Below are 17,660 nucleotides of genomic sequence, written 5' to 3'. Positions count from 1 at the left end.
TTTTTATTCCCATCCTTTGTATATGTCTTTACTTAAATAGCGCTCACTACTATCAGGAAAAATGGTTACAATATTTGTACCTGGTGCTGCCTTCTCTGCCTCAAGTAAGCTCGCATGAAATGCTGCTCCTGAAGAGCTCCCAACGAGAAGTCCTTCTTTTTGCGCTAATTCTTTCACTCGTAAAAATGCATTTCGATCAGAAATCGTATGAATTTCATCAAAATAAGATGTCTTCAAAAATGGCGGGATAAATTCCAGTCCAATTCCTTCGGTCTCATGTGAACCAGCCTTACCACCATTTAAAATAGATCCTTCTGGCTCTACGATAACTGTTTTAATATCTATATTTTTTTCTTTCAAATAAGATGCAGTCCCCATAAACGTACCGCCAGTCCCTGCTCCAGCAACAAATATGTTAATCTCTCCATTCAGTGCATCCCAAAGTTCAGGACCTAGTGTTTTGAAATAAGCACGCGGGTTTGCTTCATTCGCAAACTGACTTGGAGAGTATGAATTCGGTATTTCATTTACTAATTCTTTTGCTTTTGCAATTGCACCGGTCATTCCTTGCTCAGTCGGTGTATGCACGACCGTTGCACCTAGTGCTTTCATTAATTCTTGTTTTTCAATACTAAATTTCTCTGGTACACAAACGATAACACGTAAATCATGTTCTAATGCTGCAAGTGCCAGTCCAATACCAGTATTCCCAGCAGTCGGTTCAATAATTGTTCCACCTTGGGTAACAAGCCCTTTTTCTAGCGCATCTTCGATTAATTCTCTTCCTAAACGATCCTTAACGCTTCCGCCTGGGTTATAAAATTCAAGCTTTGCAAATAAGCGGACCCCTTTCGGAAGTGAAAAACGAGTAATTTCTACAATTGGTGTATGACCAATTAACTCATGAACTCCACGATATACATTCATCGTGTTCTCCCCCTTGTTTGCCAATAAAGAAAAGGCAACTGTATGTATTTTCTTTATATGAGACAGTTGCCTTTTTGTTACATTACTTTAACTCTTCTAACACTTTTACGATAAAGTTTGTAGAATGAAGAGCTGCTTGATCTAAAAACTGATCAAATGAAACATTTGATTCTTTACCAGCAATATCAGAAAGTGCGCGAATGATAACAAACGGAACTTCATATTGGTGGCATACTTGTGCGACAGCTGCTGCTTCCATTTCTACCGCATAAAGATTTTCAAATTTATCACGGATGGCTGCAACGCGGTTCGGATCACTCATAAATGAATCGCCTGTTGCAATCATGCCTTTTACAACTTGAATATTTTCTTCAGTTTGCATACATTTCTCAGCTAATGCAACTAACGCCTCATCAGCTTTAAATCCAGGCGGCATTCCTGGTACTTGACCATATTCATAGTTAAATGCTGTTACATCTACGTCATGGTGACGAACTTCAGTGGAAATAACTACATCACCAACGTTTAGAGAATGATGGAATCCACCAGCTGAACCAGTATTAATTACTTTTTCAGGCTTATATTTTTCTAATAAAATTGTCGTTGACATCGCTGCGTTTACTTTACCAATACCAGACTTTAACAAGATTACTTCATGTCCTGCTAATAGTCCTTTCGTAAATTCACAACCTGCAACCGTTTCTGTCTCTGCTTGTTCTAATTTGTCACGTAAAATACGTACTTCTTCTTCCATTGCTCCAATTACAGCAATTCTCAATCTAATCCCTCTTTCTATTGCTTAGTTGCCTCCATTACCCAAACGAAATGATTTAATCTCGTAAACGTTACATGGAAGCCATTGTTTTCAAAAATAGTCTGCATAACTGGAATACGTGTATAGTATTCCGTTTGCAAATCGTTTGCTAACTGGTGAAAACCTCTTTGTTTTGCTGTTTCAACAGTTTTATCATATGCATCTTGATCTGCAAATATCGTATCAGCAAACACTATTTTACCACCTTTGTTTAGCAATTGACTATACTTCGCAACCGCTACATTTTTTTCATCATCTGTTAAATGATGAAATGCATAGGTGCTTACAATGGTATCAATTGAATTTGGGACTTCAAACGAAAGAAAATCACCTTCTGTAATCGAAAATTCTTTTGGCAATTTCTCTTTTGCAATCATACGCATTTCACGCGACGGTTCTATACCGTAAACTGTGCGGCCAGCAAGTAATAATTTATTTGTTAAATTACCTGTACCGACACCAAATTCTAATACATTACCAAATGACTTGTTAACTACATCCTCTAGAATATCCTCATAATGGGCGAAAACTTCTTTATATTGTATATCTTCGCCTTGTACGAATGAGTCGTACGTATGAGCCCACTCATCAAATAAACCATTAAATTCTGTGCCCATAAAAATTCCCCTTTTTCTTATCGGTTTTATCAGTATGATATTCCCTCTTTCTAAAAATGTCAATTGAAATGTACATGGTATTTCCTTCTTTTCTTTGTTACACTATAGTTGATTACATAGGAGAGGGGCCGTCTTCATGTCATTTACCTTTGAAATGTTAGAAGATAAAGTAGAATTTTTTGAAGCGGGAGACTTAGCTTCTTTAGAACGAAAAATTAGTGAACAAATCGATAATAATAAAGCACTTATGCTTGAAGTTCATCACATCTCACATCAAATGGTTATGGATCCTGAAAGCAAAAGACCGTATTATAGCGCGGTTGTTCATTTTAAATTAAAGAAATTGCGTTAACTAAAAAAGAGAAGCTCCTAAGGAGCTTCTCTTTTTTAGTTTAGAGTTTGAACAAGTACTGGTTTCCAGCCCTCATTATCTACCCAATCAATATTTACGTAATATCTTTTTCCACTTTGCTTATCTTGAACGTCACCATAAGCTTTACTCTTTCCAGTTTTGTCTCTTCCAACAAAATGGAATACTAATTGCTCCTTCGGTACTTCAATACCTGCAGCAATTGCACTTTGCATCTCATTCCAATCTGATGACCCCTGTTTAAACGTCATCGCTGGTGATGAACCTTGTTCTGTTCCTACAGCTTTCCAAGAAGGTTTTGTATAAGCCTCTTTTGCCTTGGATACAGTTTTTTCAGCTGATACTTTCTCGTTAGCTTTCGCTTCTTCTTCAGCTTTTTTCTTTTCTTCCTCAGCCTTTAACTTCTCTTCTTCAGCTTTTTGCTTAGCTTCTGCTTGCTCTTTTTCTTTTTCTTTTTTCTTAGCAGATTCTTTATCTTCTGATTTTCCAGCTTTCTCATTCTTTGTTGTTTGTTGAGAGACTTTCTTATCAGTAGAAGATGCTTGCTCTTTCGTACTAGGAACGAACAATTGATATGCTACAATAGCTACTAATAGTAATACAATAGCGATTGCAATATTTAAAACACCGTTTTGACGACGTTTTTGTTGTTTCTGTTGGAATCTTGATCCTCCTGCCATTCTCCAAACCTCCATGCAGTTTTTCCTAATTGCTATTGTAACATTAAATCTAGAAAGGTTGAACATTTACAATGATATTTTCATGAAATGAAAACAATTCACTATAAATTGCAAGATTACTTTTCATTCTCCAATTGATAGATTGCTCCTACCATATCTTTAAAAATAGGTGTGACTTTATTCACTTTGTTATCAGTCTCTAGATCAACAACAACTAAAGCATATCTTGGATTCTCATACGGAAAATAACCTGCAAACCAGCGATTCACCCTCGTCCCTTTCCCTGTTTGCGCTGTCCCGGATTTTCCAGCGACACTGAGCGGCAACGAGCGGAATGCCGTTCCTGTTCCTTTCTCCCTTGTTACAACGCCTCTTAATAACTCTTGTAATGTTTTCACTGTTTCATACGAAAGCTGTTTTCCATGTAACGTATGGTTCTCAAATGTAAAAAAATCCGCTCCATTTTTATATACTATTTTTTCAACAGCTTTCACTTCCATCTTTTTTCCATTCCTCGCAATCGTCGCCATCATATTAGCAATTGCTAGAGGTGATATACGTACATCTTTCTGTCCAATCGCTGTTTGCTCTACCGCTTTTTTACTATTTTTGTTTTCTTCATTCCCCCAAATAGTAGAGCCTTTTTCTTCTGGCATTTGCTCGAAATGAGGTGTATGAAATACAGAACCTTTCCATCCGACCTTTTCATTTGCTCCTAAAGCTGCTACGTATGTTTCTAGCACCGTCCTATCCTTTTGTAATAGCTCGTTACCTAACTCGGAAAATGTCCTGTTACAGCTCCTAGCAAAGCTCTCTTTGAAGTTAAGTGTACCCATCATAACTTGTGGGTCGTTTTCACCATATAAATCTTTATTACAATTAAATGTCCGATTAAACAAATTTACTTTTTGATCAATGACTGCAGCTGCAACTACTGTTTTAAAAACAGAGCCTGGAAAATGTGGCGTTAACATTTGATTTTCAAGTGTAGTCTCATATAAATTCTTATCTCTTACTTGTAAAGACGGCTTACTGACCATCGCTAATATTTCATTTGTCTTTACATCAAGTAATACTAATCCCCCCTTCTTTATTTCATTTGCTTCAATCACTTCTTCTGCTTTTTGCTGCAACCCTTTATGTAAAGTAGTTTGAATCCTAACTGGGTAAAATGGATTTCCTGGTGAAGTATATTTCGCTTGCTTTCCGAAAATTGGTTCTCCTTGCCGATCTACTTGATACAATACTTTTGCCTCTCCATCAGTCAATAAAAATTCATCAAATGATTGCTGTAATCCTGAAATACCTATCGGCGTTTGTTTTGAAATTTTTTTCACTTCTCCATATCGCTTTTGAAATTCTCTTTCGTTCTCCCCTACATCACCAATTAAATGATTTATCTCCCCAGTTTGTTTTAATCGCACTTCAGCTGCTACAATACCTAATACATGTAATTGATTCACCTTCTCCATCTGCTCTCGTGTCACTCGAAATGGAGCAGTTTCCCCTTGCAGTATAAATGCATTTTTTTTATTTTTCATTTGTCTTCTGATCTCTTGTCTCGACACACCAATGATATGCGCGATTTTCTCTAACATGTCATTTTTTATTTGTAAAAATGGAAAAACAATTAAAACAGGATACTTTTCCTCCCCTATTTCTTTACCATTACGATCTATAAACTGCCCACGTCCATCGTCTACTGCAATGGATTGCGTACGTTGCGTAACACTTTTTTCAATTAAATTTATTTTGCGATTAGTAAATGATTCTGTATCTATAATTTGGATTTGAATTAAACGACAAAGCAATAAAAACATAATGCCCATAAAACAAATTAAAACAATTGCAATTCTCCGTTTTATTTTCATAAAAAAACACCTCGTCTATTATAGTTTAGACGAGGTACTATTTTATTTATACAATCCCCAAAACAAAAACAGATATTATATAAGGTTATTATTGTTTCTTTGGCTTCTCTAAAAATTTCATAAGAAGCGATCTAAATTCAGTTTCATTCACTCCAGTGTTTTTAGCAACTTCAATTACAGTGGTTGTTACATTAGCCGCTATTTTTAAATAATCCTTACTAAGATTATCCATTTCATTTCTTTTTTCTTTTGCATTCTCAACTGTTACAGAATCAATACAAGTAATCATCTTATCTACAATATGTAAATAATTATTTTGTGCATCTATTATTTTTTGAATATCATCTTTATTACTTACTTTCGATTGTTTTAAATATGTATACGCTTGATTCACTTCATCTTTTAAAATTTTATCATTATTCTTCGCCTGTTCTTGTAACATATTCTTCATATCATCTATTGTTTTTTGATCCATCGAATCTCGCAATAAATAATCTGGATTTCCAATTGCGTAATCATACTTAATCGTTACATCTTGAAATATTTTCATGACAATAGCTAATTGATACGCTACATCAAAATCATTAAATTCCTTTTTATCTTGTGGATTTTCTAAGGCTTTTGAACTCTCAGTTGCTTTAATATCCTTTTTTTCTTCTTGCTTTACTTTTTCTCCCTTTGATGATGTAGTTTCTTCATTCGTTCCGCATGCAGCAAGTCCTAATATGGATATACTACACACCAATCCTGTAAAGATTTTATGTTTCATAATTAGCCCCTTTTCCCTTTTAAAACCTATATTCTCCAATTATGATATCAAAGCTTAAAGTGTTTTTTTGACATTTTTTGTCGAATTACTCTAAGGTTTACACAATTTTTTTCATTCTACAAAAAAAAAGATTCTCCCGATAGGAGAATCTTTTTTTTATTTTACAGAGACAATCTCTACTTGCATTTCTCCGCCTGGTGTTTGGATTGTTACTTTCTCACCAATTTGCTTACCTAATAAGCTTTTTGCGATTGGAGAATCGTTAGAAATTCTTCCTTCAAATGGGTCAGCTTCCGCGCTACCTACGATTGTGTACGCTTCTTCATCTCCGTTTGGTAATTCTTTAAATGTTACTGTTTTACCTAATGTAACAACAGTAGATACTTCGCCATTATCTTTAATGATAACTGCGTTACGAATCATATTTTCTAATTGTGTAATACGTCCTTCTACGAACGCTTGCTCATCTTTTGCTGCATCGTACTCAGAGTTCTCAGAAAGGTCCCCGAAGCTACGTGCGATTTTAATACGTTCTACTACTTCTTTACGTCTTACTGTTTTTAATTGCTCAAGTTCGTTCTCTAGTTTTTGCTTACCCTCTTGCGTCATAGGGTATGTTTTTTCTGTTGACATATTTTCCACTCCTTTTATATACCAATCCCCCGAAAAAAAGAGGAGTTCCATATGAAAACTCCTCCGCTTCCATTGTTAGCGGAGGTTTCTAGTACCCTTGCACTAGCGGAGTTGTCACATACAACCCCGTATTTCCAATTCTTCTTTATATAAAGAAGATATGTATGGAAAGTTGATATAAATATGCCCTCACCTATATATAGATGAGGTTGCATGTTTCATTGTATTCGATGGGAAGGGAAAAAATCCCTTCCTACCGTATATCTTTTACTATGCTATTACAAATTTACTTTTTGTTCAAGAATTGTTGCAATTTTTGTCACCATAATATCAATTGCAACATGGTTTTGTCCACCTTCAGGGATAATAATATCCGCAAATTTCTTAGAAGGCTCAATAAATTGATTGTGCATTGGACGTACAACAGTTACGTACTGATCAATAACTGAATCCATCGTACGACCGCGCTCTTTAATATCACGCTGCATGCGGCGCAGAATACGAAGGTCAGCATCCGTATCAACGAATAATTTAATGTCCATTAACTCGCAAAGACGTGGGTCTTCTAAAATAAGAATTCCTTCTAAAATAATTACATCTTTCGGCTCAACTGGAATAATTTCTTCTGAACGTGTATGCAATGTATAGTCATATACAGGCTTATCAATTTGCTCATATGCAAGCAACTGCTGCAAATGTTCAATTAACAGATCATTATCAAACGCAAGCGGATGATCATAATTTGTTTTTAAACGCTCTTCCATTGGTAAATGGCTTTGATCTTTGTAATAATAATCTTGCTCTAAGATTAAAATAGAATGACCTTTAAAATGGTCAAAAATCGCTTTCGTTACACTCGTTTTACCTGATCCCGAACCACCAGCAATTCCAATTACAACAGGCTTATTCGTCCCCATTCGACTATCACTCTTTCTTATTGAAGTATGCTTTTGCGCATCATATTATTCACATACACTCGTTGATCCACTTTGAATTTCACGATTTGCAACGGATGTCTCGCTGCATCTAATTCGTTTCCATCCTCATCCCAAATTTTCTCCACCGTTTGCGTAAAGTTTTCTATTTCTGGTCCAAAGAACTCCACTTCATGTCCTGGTTTGAAATGATTACGTTGCTCAATCGTTACGATGCCCGTTTCTTCATTATAATCTAACACTAAACCAGCAAAATCATACGTTGTTTTCTTACTATGATTTCCAAACATTTGCTCTTGATGTCCTGGAACCCCTTCAAAGAATGCAGGAGCTGTATCACGATTTGCACATTTATCAAGCTCATCTAACCATTCTTGTTTAAACTCAAAGTTATCTGGATCCGCACAATAAGCATCAATTACTTTACGATATACAGTTGCTACAGTCGCTACGTAATGGATTGATTTCATACGTCCTTCTACCTTTAAGCTATCGATTCCAATTTCAATCATTTTCGGAATTGATAAAATTAAATTTAGATCTTTTGGACTCATCGCAAAGTGAGCATCTTCTTCTTGGAATAGAGGAAGCTCTTTTGCATCTTTATGTTGTGATACTGTTTGAACTAAATCATAATCCCAGCGGCAAGATTGGCAACAACCGCCACGATTAGAGTCACGCGCTGTCATATGGTTACTTAATGTACATCTTCCTGAATATGCGATACACATTGCACCATGGACGAATGCTTCAATTTCAATATCCACTTTTTCTTTGATTTCTTTCATTTCTTCATAGCTTGCTTCACGAGCTAATACAAGACGATGTAAACCCTCTTCTTTCCAATACTGTGCTGCTTTCCAGTTGGATAGTGATTGCTGTGTGCTTAAATGCACCTCAACAGAAGGCGCTACACGTTTACAAGTCTCAATGATAAGCGGATCAGCAACGATAATCCCCGTTACGCCAGCTTTTTCAATCCCTTTTAAATATTCCTCTAGCCCGTCCATATTTTCATTATGTGCAAAGATATTTGTTGTTACGTATATTTTTGCTCCATACTTCTTTGCAAACTCAACGCCTTCTGCCATTTCTTCTAGCGTAAAATTACCTGCATTCGAACGAAGACCAAATTCTTGTCCACCTAAATATACAGCATCTGCCCCGTAATGGATAGCTACTTTTAATTTTTCTAAGTTACCCGCAGGGATTAACAGTTCAGGTTTCTTCACAATAACACGTTTGCCATCGATCACTCGTGAAATTTCTTGTACAGTCATTTCCTACACCCTCCTCGTTTAGTAAACCGTTTCTTTAAAGAAGAATCCTGTGTCTAACGGACGATTTACTGGTTGCATTTCTTCTATTTCTTTATATAGAGCATCTTTCAAGTCATAATATGCATCACGATCTTCCACACATAAATCAATCGCTTGACGATATTTCTTCGTTACTTCAATAATGTATTCAGAGCTTTTTAGTACACCATCGATTTTTAAGCTGTCAACTTCAGCTTCGATTAGTTCCTCTAATTCATCGATGAAACAAATATCGTTCGGACTCATAATATGAGTACCATTTTCATCTTCATAAATTGGATATTTATTGTTACGCTCTGGGTCATATAAGAACATATTCTCTTCATATTTTTTCTTTTCAATGTCAAGATTACGTCCTTGATACTCAAAGTAATTTCCTACTAATGAACGCTTCGATTGGAACATACAAGTCATACCGTGAATTTGTACTTCTAGTTCCACTTCAGCATTTTCTTTTAAATCAACAATTTCATCTAAGCTCAGCTCACGAGCTAATACAGCGCGCTTCGCTCCTCTTTGTCCCCAGTAATTACAAGTGAACCAGTTTGTTGCTGTCGTTTCTGTATTCCAGTGCAACTGCATATTTGGCGCTACTTCGCGAACAGCCATTAATACTGCTGGATCTCCGAAAACAATTGCATCTACATTTACTTCATTTAAAAATGAAACGTAATCTGTTAATTCTTCTACTTTATCGTTGTGGAACATAGCGTTCATGGCTACGTATACTTTCACACCATTTTCATGTGCAATCTTCACAGTTTGTTTTACATCTTCACGTGAAAACTCCCCTGCTAAACGTAAACCAAACTTTTGCTCACCGATCATTACCGCATCTGCTCCTGCTTTCGCAAGAAGTTCGATATCCGCCACCGCTCTTGGCGTTACTAACAATTCAGGTTTCTTCATACCTTGGTCACCCTCTCTTTTTACTAACAGCTACTCCATCACCAATTGGGAAAATCGTTGTATCGTATCCTTCATGGTTCATAAGCCACTCATTGTACGTCTTAATACGACGGATTAAACCACGTGTACGTCTGTTTTCAATTTTCTCTTTTGTCGTTACAAGACCATGGTACATAACATTATCTGAAATAATTACGCCACCAGGATTTAATAACGGTTCATATAAGTCAAAAAAGCGACGATACTGTCCTTTTGCTGCATCAATAAAAATAACGTCAAATGTCCCGTGTTCTTTTACTTGTTCACCTGTCTCTAACGCATCACCGTAAATAACTGAAATACGATCTGTTACTGGGGAACGTTCTATATATTCAAGTGCTTTTTCATATCGCTCACGATTGCGCTCAACTGTCACAATACGTGAATTTGAAATAGCTTGCATCATACGAATACTAGAATAACCGATTGCTGTTCCAAGTTCTAAAATGCTTTTCGGTCCAATTAAACGTAAAAATTGCAGCATAAATTCCATTCCAAGTCGATCCATAATCGGCACATGATTTTCTGTTGCATATTCTTCCATTTCAAGAATTAATTTATCTTTCGGATCAATAAATGATAATAGGTACTCGTTAACTGCATCCTCCATAAATGGTCCTCCTTATTTACATGGAGAAGTGCCTCTATGACGTCTTTTCCCACATAGAATGCAATAAAAATACAAGCCAGTTTTACCCTTAGCTTGTACGTCCCGTTTTGATATTAAAAACGATTCTTCTGCCAGTTTTTAACCCGATATATTTTACCACAAAAAAGAGGGATGTGCGACTTTTTTCGCTATCCCTCCCCATTTCACTGTTTTTTCGTAATGTATTTTTGCTTTAATGCATTATGCTCTTCTAATGTTTTCGCATAGTACACTTCACCACTTGGTGCAGCTAAGAAATAATAATAATCTGTTTGCGCAGGTTCTAACGCAGCTTCCACTGAATGTTTACCAGAGTTTGCGATCGGCCCTACCGGCAATCCTTTTACAACATACGTATTGTACGGTGAGTTGACCTTTAAATCTTCGTATAATACACGTTGTTTATGCTTTCCAAGTGCATATAATACCGTTGGATCCGTTTGAAGCGGCATACCTTTCTCTAAACGATTATAAAAGACACTAGAGATCTTTTGACGATCTGTAAAACCAGTTGCCTCTTCTTCAATAAGTGAAGATAATGTTAAAAGCTGATGAACATCCCAGTTCTTTGCTTTCATTTTTGCCTCATTTTGAACAATGATTGCATTTGTTTTCTCAAGCATCGGAATTACGATTTCTTCTAACGTCGTATCTTTCTTATAAAATGAATACGTCGCAGGATATAAATAACCTTCTAATGGGTATTTAATATTACTATCAAAGATTTTATCCGTTAATAACTTCGGATACTTTTGCTGCATTTTTTGAATAAATGCTTTATCGTTTAATTGACGCGTAACATCATCTTTATTCCACTTTAGTTCTGCCGCAATCGTTTCTGCAATTTCAGTTACTTGAGCTCCTTCTTTGATCGTCACTTTATAAAGAGCTGGACGATGCACGTTGCCAGATGACATTTGTTCGATAACATCTTTAGCATTCATCGAAGGATTTAATAAATATGTACCTGCTTGTAAATTTTTCGATTTAGCCTTTGTATAAAAACTAAAAACTGTACCGTTTTTCACAGCGCCTTTTTCTTCTAAAATTTCTCCAATTTTACTTGTAGATGATCCTTTCGGAATTTCTACTTCAATCTCTTTTTTATTCCCGCTATCAACTGGTCCTAATGCGGATGAAATATACGCATAGACTGAACCACAAACTAAAAGCAGTGCAATAATCGAAAATAAAAAGATGCGTCTACGCTTCTTTTTCACTTGATTCTCTATCAAAACTCTTCCTCCTTATTCAATTGTAGACCATATGTATATGTTTCTATACAGCATGATGGAAAGCCACAACAAATTCGCCTATCTTTTTTAGTATCCATTTTATTTTTCTACAATCCGTCTCATTATACTACAAAGGATTACACAGTTTCGACAAAAAATCTTTCATTTTACATATAAATACAAAAAAAAGATGGACTGTATGTCGTCCATCTTTTCAGTACTTATTATTCAGCTTCTTGCTCATCAGCAAGAGTGTTGAACATTTCTTGTACCATTTCCCACTCTTCTTCAGATTCGATTGGAAGTAAACTTCCGCCCTCTTCTTCATTTTGCTCATAAGCCATTGCATCATAAATTTGGTCTCCATCTTCGTCTACTTCACCGATTGGAGAGAAGACTACGTATGATTTTTTACCAAATTTTTCAGCATCAAAAGTGAAAATAATTTCACATAAATGTTCGTTACCTTTTTCGTCTACAATTGTAATTTGATTTTCTTCCATTTTGGTCACCTCTTATTTACTATCTAAAAATCCTTGTAAGATTACGACTGCAGCCATCTTATCGATTACTTGTTTTCGCTTCTTACGGCTTACATCCGCTGAAATGAGTAGACGTTCCGCTGCCATCGTCGACAAACGCTCGTCCCACATTACAACGTCTAATTGTAACAGCTCTCGTAGGTTTTCTGCAAATTGTTGGCACGCTTCACCACGTGGGCCAATTGTACCATTCATATTTTTAGGTAAACCTACTACTATTTTGTCCACATTGTACTGCTTTACTAACTCAGAAATACGATCAAAACCAAAGTGACCTCGTTCTTCGTTAATCTTAATTGTTTCTAATCCTTGTGCTGTCCAGCCCATTTCGTCGCTCATTGCAACTCCGACTGTTTTTGTACCTACATCTAAACCTAATATCCGCATAAACTACTCCTCACGATGATGTTTCAAGTAAGACTTCACAAGCTCTTCAATGATCTCATCACGTTCAAGCTTACGAACGATGCTTCGTGCATCTTTATGGCGAGGTATGTATGCTGGGTCTCCACTTAATAAATAACCGACGATTTGGTTAATCGGATTATAGCCTTTTTCTTGAAGTGCATCATACACAGTTAAAAGTACATCATTTACATGGACACTCTGTTTTTCATCTTGAATGCTAAACTTCATTGTTTTATCAAAACCGTCCATTTCAAGCACCTCACTTATATAGTAAGTATAGGGAGAAGAACTTCTCCTCTCCCTACCATTGTACACTACTATCTCTTTATTTTGAAACAGATTTAACGTACTCTTGTACAAATGCTAAAGCTTCTTCGACTTGAGCTGGGTTTTTACCACCTGCTTGTGCCATATCAGGACGGCCACCACCGCCACCGCCGCAACGAGAAGCTACTTCTTTCACAAGTTTACCAGCATGGTAACCTTGGCTAATTAAGTCTTTCGTTACACCTGCTAGGATGTTTACTTTATCGTCATTAACAGACGCTAATACAACAACTGCTGACTCTAATTTATTTTTTAGATCATCCATCATCGTACGTAAGTTGTTCATATCTGCAACATTTACTTTCGCTGCTAATACATTCACACCATCAACTGTCATTACAGAATCAGTTAAGTTTCCAGCTTCAATATTGCTTAATTTCGCAGCAAGAGATTCGTTTTCTTTTTGAAGTTGTTTCACTTCAGCAAATAGACCATCAACTCTTGTTAAAATATCTTTCGGATTTGTTTTCATTTTTCCTGCTGCTTCTTTTAATAAACCTACTTGATCGTTCATTAATTCGTATGCAGACTTACCAGTTACCGCCTCAATACGACGAGTTCCTGCACCGATACCAGACTCAGCAACGATTTTGAAAATACCGATAGAAGCTGTATTATCAACGTGACAACCACCGCAAAGCTCTAAGCTGTAATCGCCAACTTGTACAACGCGTACAACATCTCCGTATTTTTCACCGAATAATGCCATTGCGCCCATTTCTTTTGCTTCTCCGATTGATTTTTGAGAAATCTCAACGTTAATACTTTCCCAAATTTTCTCGTTTACCATACGCTCAATTTTTTCTAATTCGTCAGCTTGCACTTGACCGAAGTGAGAGAAGTCAAAGCGTAGACGTTCAGAAGTTACAAGAGAACCTGCTTGATTAACATGCGTTCCAAGTACGTCTTTTAATGCTTGGTGTAGTAAGTGAGTTGCTGTATGATTTTTCACAACGCTACTACGGTTTTTCGTATCGATAACAGCTTTCACAGCTGCATCTTTCGTTAACGTGCCTTCTTCCACAGCTACTTTGTGTAAGTTTTGACCATTTGGTGCTTTTTGTACGTCTTTTACAAGAACTTTCACGCCGTCAGCAAGAAGGTAACCACGGTCAGCAATTTGTCCACCGCTCTCAGCGTAGAATGGTGTTACGTCAAGAATTAACTGTCCTTCTTCCCCTGCTTGTAAGCTATCTGTGTACTCACCGTTTTTCACAAGTGCAACAACGTTACTTTCCGTTGCAACTGTACCGTAACCAACGAACTCACTCGCTACTTTAACTTCTCCAAGTACACCGCCTTGAACTTGCATTGAGTCAACGTCTTGACGAGCAGCACGTGCACGCTCACGTTGTTTTTCCATTTCATTTTCGAAGCCTTCTTGGTCAACTGTCATACCAGCTTCTTCTGCATATTCTTCTGTTAATTCGATTGGGAAACCGTATGTGTCATATAGACGGAACGCATCTACTCCAGAAATAACAGTTGTTTTTTCTTCTTTTGCTTTTGCAATAACTTCAGCTAAAATTGCTTCACCATCATGAAGTGTTTCATGGAAACGCTCTTCTTCATTTTTCACAACTTTCGCAATGAAATCTTTCTTTTCAAGTACTTCTGGATAGAAGTCTTTCATTACTTCTCCAACAACCGGTACCAATTCAAACATGAATGGACGGTTAATGTTTAATTTCTTCGAATAACGAACAGCGCGGCGTAATAAGCGACGTAATACATAACCACGACCTTCGTTAGATGGAAGAGCACCGTCACCAACAGCGAATGTTACTGTACGGATATGGTCAGCAATTACTTTGAATGCCATATCTTTTTCTAAATCGCCATTACGATATTTCTCACCAGAAATTGATTCTGTTGCACCAATCATCGGCATGAATAGGTCTGTATCAAAGTTTGTAGGCACATCTTGAACGATAGATGTCATACGTTCTAGACCCATCCCTGTATCAATGTTTTTCTTAGGAAGTGGTGTATATGAACCGTCTGGATTATGGTTAAATTGAGAGAATACAAGGTTCCATACTTCTAAGTAACGCTCGTTTTCTCCGCCTGGATATAATTCTGGGTCACTAAAGTCATTACCGTAAGCTTCCCCGCGGTCATAGAAAATCTCTGTATTCGGTCCACTTGGTCCTTCACCAATATCCCAGAAGTTTTCTTCTAAGCGGATAATACGCTCTTTTGGAACGCCCATTTTTTCATTCCAAATTGTGAATGCTTCTTCATCTTCTGGATGGATTGTAACTGATAGTAATTCTTTATCGAATCCGATCCATTTGTCGCTCGTTAAGAATTCCCAAGCCCATGTAATTGCTTCTTCTTTGAAGTAATCACCGATTGAGAAGTTTCCTAACATTTCAAAGAATGTATGGTGACGAGCTGTTTTCCCTACGTTTTCAATATCGTTTGTACGAATTGATTTTTGAGCATTTGTAATACGTGGATTTTGTGGGATTACACGTCCATCAAAATATTTTTTTAATGTAGCTACACCACTATTAATCCATAGAAGAGATGGATCTTCATGTGGAACTAGTGATGCACTAGGTTCTACTGCATGTCCTTTTTCTTGGAAAAAGTCTAAAAACATTTGACGAATTTGTGCGCCTGTTAGTTGTTTCATTGTATTTTCCTCCTTAAATATAAAAAACTCCCGTCCCTATAAAAGGGACGAGAGTTAACTCGCGATACCACCCTAATTATGAATTGATTACAATAACAATCAATTCATCACCTCATGGTGCCGTAACGTGGCAAGACGGCAGTGATTAGCTGCTCTCAGGATTAGCTTTCTGTTACCCTTCATTTAAAGCTTCTTTCAGCCATATGGAAGCTTCTCTCTATAAATGGACTGTAACGTACTTGTTCCGTCATTGATTTAATGTATTATATGACTAAATATAATAGAATTCTCTTAAGTTTGTCAATGTAGATAATCATTTATATTGTATTAATTGCTTATTTATCATAGGTATTCTACTATTCATTCTTAACAGCCTTTTCATATATTATGCGTTTATTAACAAATCGGAATCTCCTTACAAGAATAATTTATAAAAAATTATAAATATTACCTTTTTTGCTATAATTAAATTGTTGTTAATAAAATAAAGGAGCGATCACAATGACAACCTTACTTAGCAAAGCTAAAAACATATTAGCGACTAACGAAACAATATTACTTTACGCAGCATGTTCATTAGACATATTTATTTATCGTTCCGTCGCGAGACCAGGCCTATTGATTTTAACGAACAAAAGGCTATTCTTTTATGGACCAGATGTAAGTAACAATCCAATATTTGAAGAGTACTCTTTCGCAAAAATTTCTAATCTAAAAGAACAAAAGCGTCTTTTCAACAATCAAATTGTATTTATGTATGATAACGAATGGAAAAAAATAAAACATATTCAAACAAATGATGTGAGCTCCCTCGTTCAAAAGATACACGAGCAGATTTCTAAATAAATATACGATTAGCCCTCTATTTCTTACATAGAGGGCTTCTATACTTACACATCTTCTTTTTTCAAGAGAGGCTTCACATGAACAATGACGGTGCGAATAACTGCTAAGATGGGAACCGATATTAGTAACCCTACAATACCAGCTACTTCCCCTCCAACTAGTAATGCAAGCATAATAATAACGGGATGCATACGAAGTGACTTACCAACAATGTAAGGCGATAAAATGTTACTTTCCACAAATTGCAAAATAGCAATCGTAATACCCGCCTTAATAAGTAAGCTCGTTGATACTGTTGCTGCAATCATTAACGTCGGGATCGCTCCTAAAATAGGGCCGAAGTACGGGATTATATCCGTTACCCCAATAATAATACCAAGCAATAATGGATATTTCATACCGATAAACCAAAAAGAAAGAGCTGATACTCCCCCTAATACCAAACAAACAAATAACTGTCCTCGAATATAACTTCCAAGTGACTTATCAATTTCTTTCGCAAGCATTTGCCCCGTACCTCGCCATTTACTTGGGACTAGTTTCCAAAAGATATGATAAAACTCACCATAATCTTTTAATATGTAAAATACAATGAACGGTATTAAGAAAATAATGAGCAATGAATCGAGTACACCACGAGCTGTACTCATCACTTTATTTAAAAGCGCTTGAATCTTCGTTTCCACACCCACAAAAAGTTGTTTCACCTTTTCATGAATGAACGAAGGGAAATTCGCTGTTTGTTCTGTAACGCCATCCATCCACGAATCGTACATCTTTGTAAACTGCGGAAATTGTTCATTAATCTCTTGTAACTGTTTAATAACGACTGGCGTTCCTTTATAAATCCCATAACCAATTCCGCCAAAGAAAAGGATATAAATAAGCAAAATGGCAAGTGTACGGGGCATCCCTTCCTTATGGATTTTTTCAATTAAAGGGTGCAATAAATACGCAATAAAACAAGCGATAAGAAATGGCGTGATTGCTACTTTAAATACAAAAATAATCGGTGCCCATAGTGGCTTAATTTTTAAAAAGACGAGCAAACAAAGAAAAACAAGTAATAATAATCCTAAACGATATATCCAAATGATTTTAAGATTCTTCACATGAAAAACCTCCTCCA

General features: G+C 36.4%; 19 protein-coding genes and 1 other annotated feature. Of the genes, 2 read left to right on the top strand and 17 right to left on the bottom strand.

Going from position 1 to position 17,660, the window contains the following annotated elements; genetic code table 11:
* Window positions 1–3: 3 nt before the first annotated feature.
* From N2V92_RS13020 to N2V92_RS13010, 3 genes are all read right to left on the bottom strand, one after another.
* Window positions 4–927 carry an O-acetylserine dependent cystathionine beta-synthase gene (locus N2V92_RS13020; protein ID WP_001103877.1) on the bottom strand — a complete coding sequence of 308 codons (924 nt, stop codon included), beginning with the start codon at window positions 925–927 and terminating at the stop codon, window positions 4–6.
* An 82-nt stretch (window positions 928–1,009) separates the two neighbouring features.
* Window positions 1,010–1,705 carry a 5'-methylthioadenosine/S-adenosylhomocysteine nucleosidase gene (gene mtnN / locus N2V92_RS13015; RefSeq protein WP_001217027.1) on the bottom strand — a complete coding sequence of 232 codons (696 nt, stop codon included), beginning with the start codon at window positions 1,703–1,705 and terminating at the stop codon, window positions 1,010–1,012.
* Between the two features lie 14 nt (window positions 1,706–1,719).
* Window positions 1,720–2,358, bottom strand: a complete 639-nt coding sequence (locus N2V92_RS13010; protein WP_000536323.1) for a class I SAM-dependent DNA methyltransferase — start codon at window positions 2,356–2,358, stop codon at window positions 1,720–1,722.
* Between the two features lie 136 nt (window positions 2,359–2,494).
* Between N2V92_RS13010 and N2V92_RS13005 the strand changes: the two genes are divergently transcribed.
* The gene (locus tag N2V92_RS13005; protein ID WP_000010984.1) at window positions 2,495–2,710 is read left to right on the top strand and encodes a YrzA family protein; all 216 of its coding nucleotides are present in this window, start codon (window positions 2,495–2,497) and stop codon (window positions 2,708–2,710) included.
* 35 nt (window positions 2,711–2,745) lie between these two features.
* On the opposite strand, the gene N2V92_RS13000 is transcribed toward N2V92_RS13005, so the two are convergent.
* From N2V92_RS13000 to alaS, 13 genes are all read right to left on the bottom strand, one after another.
* Entirely contained in the window at window positions 2,746–3,408 is a 663-nt protein-coding gene (locus tag N2V92_RS13000) for a YrrS family protein (protein ID WP_000897094.1), read from the bottom strand.
* Between the two features lie 116 nt (window positions 3,409–3,524).
* Window positions 3,525–5,279, bottom strand: coding sequence for a peptidoglycan D,D-transpeptidase FtsI family protein (locus N2V92_RS12995; protein ID WP_016077247.1), 1,755 nt, complete (start codon window positions 5,277–5,279; stop codon window positions 3,525–3,527).
* An 88-nt stretch (window positions 5,280–5,367) separates the two neighbouring features.
* Window positions 5,368–6,048, bottom strand: a complete 681-nt coding sequence (locus N2V92_RS12990; RefSeq protein WP_000680878.1) for a hypothetical protein — start codon at window positions 6,046–6,048, stop codon at window positions 5,368–5,370.
* Window positions 6,049–6,204: 156 nt separating this feature from the next.
* Entirely contained in the window at window positions 6,205–6,681 is a 477-nt protein-coding gene (gene greA / locus N2V92_RS12985) for a transcription elongation factor GreA (RefSeq protein WP_014894880.1), read from the bottom strand.
* A 278-nt stretch (window positions 6,682–6,959) separates the two neighbouring features.
* The gene (gene udk, locus N2V92_RS12980; RefSeq protein ID WP_000537080.1) at window positions 6,960–7,598 is read right to left on the bottom strand and encodes a uridine kinase; all 639 of its coding nucleotides are present in this window, start codon (window positions 7,596–7,598) and stop codon (window positions 6,960–6,962) included.
* 17 nt (window positions 7,599–7,615) lie between these two features.
* Entirely contained in the window at window positions 7,616–8,896 is a 1,281-nt protein-coding gene (locus N2V92_RS12975; RefSeq protein ID WP_000217970.1) for a peptidase U32 family protein, read from the bottom strand.
* An 18-nt stretch (window positions 8,897–8,914) separates the two neighbouring features.
* Window positions 8,915–9,844, bottom strand: coding sequence for a peptidase U32 family protein (locus N2V92_RS12970; RefSeq protein WP_000742792.1), 930 nt, complete (start codon window positions 9,842–9,844; stop codon window positions 8,915–8,917).
* A gap of 7 nt (window positions 9,845–9,851) precedes the next feature.
* Entirely contained in the window at window positions 9,852–10,493 is a 642-nt protein-coding gene (locus tag N2V92_RS12965) for an O-methyltransferase (protein WP_000389103.1), read from the bottom strand.
* Window positions 10,494–10,696: 203 nt separating this feature from the next.
* Window positions 10,697–11,767: an endolytic transglycosylase MltG gene (gene mltG, locus N2V92_RS12960; protein WP_000572127.1), complete on the bottom strand. Its 1,071-nt coding sequence runs from the start codon at window positions 11,765–11,767 to the stop codon at window positions 10,697–10,699.
* Window positions 11,768–11,991: 224 nt separating this feature from the next.
* Complete coding sequence (locus N2V92_RS12955) at window positions 11,992–12,270, bottom strand: DUF1292 domain-containing protein (protein WP_000392246.1); 279 nt, start codon at window positions 12,268–12,270, stop codon at window positions 11,992–11,994.
* Between the two features lie 12 nt (window positions 12,271–12,282).
* The gene (ruvX, locus tag N2V92_RS12950) at window positions 12,283–12,696 is read right to left on the bottom strand and encodes a Holliday junction resolvase RuvX (protein WP_001221202.1); all 414 of its coding nucleotides are present in this window, start codon (window positions 12,694–12,696) and stop codon (window positions 12,283–12,285) included.
* Window positions 12,697–12,699: 3 nt separating this feature from the next.
* Entirely contained in the window at window positions 12,700–12,966 is a 267-nt protein-coding gene (locus N2V92_RS12945) for an IreB family regulatory phosphoprotein (protein WP_000348591.1), read from the bottom strand.
* A gap of 76 nt (window positions 12,967–13,042) precedes the next feature.
* Window positions 13,043–15,685 (bottom strand): alanine--tRNA ligase, encoded by a 2,643-nt coding sequence (gene alaS, locus N2V92_RS12940; protein ID WP_000811809.1) that lies wholly within the window; start codon window positions 15,683–15,685, stop codon window positions 13,043–13,045.
* 40 nt (window positions 15,686–15,725) lie between these two features.
* Window positions 15,726–15,945 (bottom strand) — a binding site (T-box leader).
* 241 nt (window positions 15,946–16,186) lie between these two features.
* Between alaS and N2V92_RS12935 the strand changes: the two genes are divergently transcribed.
* Window positions 16,187–16,531, top strand: a complete 345-nt coding sequence (locus N2V92_RS12935) for a PH domain-containing protein (RefSeq protein ID WP_000209589.1) — start codon at window positions 16,187–16,189, stop codon at window positions 16,529–16,531.
* 44 nt (window positions 16,532–16,575) lie between these two features.
* On the opposite strand, the gene N2V92_RS12930 is transcribed toward N2V92_RS12935, so the two are convergent.
* Window positions 16,576–17,643 (bottom strand): AI-2E family transporter, encoded by a 1,068-nt coding sequence (locus tag N2V92_RS12930; protein ID WP_000793127.1) that lies wholly within the window; start codon window positions 17,641–17,643, stop codon window positions 16,576–16,578.
* Window positions 17,644–17,660: the final 17 nt, after the last annotated feature.

Source organism: Bacillus sp. CH_48 (assembly GCF_038008465.1).
Classification (GTDB): Bacteria; Bacillota; Bacilli; order Bacillales; family Bacillaceae_G; genus Bacillus_A; species Bacillus_A thuringiensis_S.
The sequence above is the reverse complement of the archived record's forward strand: the minus strand, read 5'-3'. Positions and strand labels throughout refer to the sequence as shown.

What these genes read in the sequence shown, in the direction of transcription:
- N2V92_RS13020 (WP_001103877.1), bottom strand. Translation starts at nt 927, where the DNA reads ATGAATGTATATCGTGGAGTTCATGAGTTAATTGGTCATACACCAATT.
- N2V92_RS13010 (WP_000536323.1), bottom strand. Translation starts at nt 2,358, where the DNA reads ATGGGCACAGAATTTAATGGTTTATTTGATGAGTGGGCTCATACGTAC.
- N2V92_RS13005 (WP_000010984.1), top strand. Translation starts at nt 2,495, where the DNA reads ATGTCATTTACCTTTGAAATGTTAGAAGATAAAGTAGAATTTTTTGAA.
- N2V92_RS13000 (WP_000897094.1), bottom strand. Translation starts at nt 3,408, where the DNA reads ATGGCAGGAGGATCAAGATTCCAACAGAAACAACAAAAACGTCGTCAA.
- N2V92_RS12995 (WP_016077247.1), bottom strand. Translation starts at nt 5,279, where the DNA reads ATGAAAATAAAACGGAGAATTGCAATTGTTTTAATTTGTTTTATGGGC.
- N2V92_RS12990 (WP_000680878.1), bottom strand. Translation starts at nt 6,048, where the DNA reads ATGAAACATAAAATCTTTACAGGATTGGTGTGTAGTATATCCATATTA.
- greA (WP_014894880.1), bottom strand. Translation starts at nt 6,681, where the DNA reads ATGTCAACAGAAAAAACATACCCTATGACGCAAGAGGGTAAGCAAAAA.
- udk (WP_000537080.1), bottom strand. Translation starts at nt 7,598, where the DNA reads ATGGGGACGAATAAGCCTGTTGTAATTGGAATTGCTGGTGGTTCGGGA.
- N2V92_RS12975 (WP_000217970.1), bottom strand. Translation starts at nt 8,896, where the DNA reads ATGACTGTACAAGAAATTTCACGAGTGATCGATGGCAAACGTGTTATT.
- N2V92_RS12970 (WP_000742792.1), bottom strand. Translation starts at nt 9,844, where the DNA reads ATGAAGAAACCTGAATTGTTAGTAACGCCAAGAGCGGTGGCGGATATC.
- N2V92_RS12965 (WP_000389103.1), bottom strand. Translation starts at nt 10,493, where the DNA reads ATGGAGGATGCAGTTAACGAGTACCTATTATCATTTATTGATCCGAAA.
- N2V92_RS12955 (WP_000392246.1), bottom strand. Translation starts at nt 12,270, where the DNA reads ATGGAAGAAAATCAAATTACAATTGTAGACGAAAAAGGTAACGAACAT.
- ruvX (WP_001221202.1), bottom strand. Translation starts at nt 12,696, where the DNA reads ATGCGGATATTAGGTTTAGATGTAGGTACAAAAACAGTCGGAGTTGCA.
- N2V92_RS12945 (WP_000348591.1), bottom strand. Translation starts at nt 12,966, where the DNA reads ATGGACGGTTTTGATAAAACAATGAAGTTTAGCATTCAAGATGAAAAA.
- alaS (WP_000811809.1), bottom strand. Translation starts at nt 15,685, where the DNA reads ATGAAACAACTAACAGGCGCACAAATTCGTCAAATGTTTTTAGACTTT.
- N2V92_RS12935 (WP_000209589.1), top strand. Translation starts at nt 16,187, where the DNA reads ATGACAACCTTACTTAGCAAAGCTAAAAACATATTAGCGACTAACGAA.